Here is a 397-nt window from a genome sequence, read left to right on the forward strand (position 1 = left end):
GTTTAAAATGACCAAAACAAGCAAGATCGTCCTTGCCGTCCTCGCTGTCATCCTGGTGGCCATCGCCGGCGGCTACATCGGCAGCGGCTTCCGCGGCAACAGCGCATCGGCCACCTCCGGGTCGGCGCAGGGCAACCTGATCGAGGAGATCAAGAAGCGCGGTGAACTCCGTGTTGGTGTTGCGATCGCCCCGCCCATGACCGTCCAGCAGCCTGACGGAACGCTGGGAGGCCCCAACCTGATCCCGCTGCAGGAACTGGCCAAGCAGCTGAACGTGAAACTGGTTCCCGTTGCCGCTGAGTGGAAGAACATCGTCGCCGGCCTCCAGGCCGACCGCTATGACTTCGCAGCGAACCTGGACTACACCGTGGAGCGGTCCCTGGCGATCGGTTTCACC

1 protein-coding gene is annotated in these 397 nt (G+C 63.0%); it reads left to right on the forward strand.

Features of this window, described 5'->3' with window-relative positions; genetic code table 11:
- Nucleotides 1-7: 7 nt before the first annotated feature.
- Nucleotides 8-397: transporter substrate-binding domain-containing protein (locus tag AC5RWX_RS34415; protein ID WP_494100596.1), on the forward strand; the 390-nt coding region annotated here is incomplete at its 3' end.

The organism is Arthrobacter sp. SPT-J7, from assembly GCF_059089965.1.